General features: G+C 75.9%; 1 protein-coding gene. It reads left to right on the plus strand.

Annotated elements, in window-relative coordinates:
- The coding region (locus tag ACLBX8_RS31990) for a hypothetical protein (protein WP_447716448.1) at positions 1 to 299 on the plus strand (299 nt) is incomplete at both ends.

Raw genomic sequence — 299 nt, forward strand, 5'->3', positions numbered from 1 at the left:
GTGGCGCTCGTCGACGCGGGGGCCCTCGCGATCGCGAAGGAGCCCTGGGAGCGCGCCAGGATGGGGAATGTCCGCGCGACCCTGCGCGGACTCTTCGGCGCGGCCGTCGCGGCGACGCCGACCGAGCGCGGTCCGGCCCGCTTGGCGCTGGCCCGCGCGGATCTCGCCAACGGCCCCGATTACGAGGGCCTCACCGCACTGGAGATCGCGGCCGCCGACGATCCGCTCCTGGCCATCCAGCGCGATACTGCCGTCCTGCGGGGCATCGCCCTGGTCCGGATCGGCCGGAGCGCGGAGGC

It is taken from the genome of Methylobacterium sp. D48H (assembly GCF_053345715.1).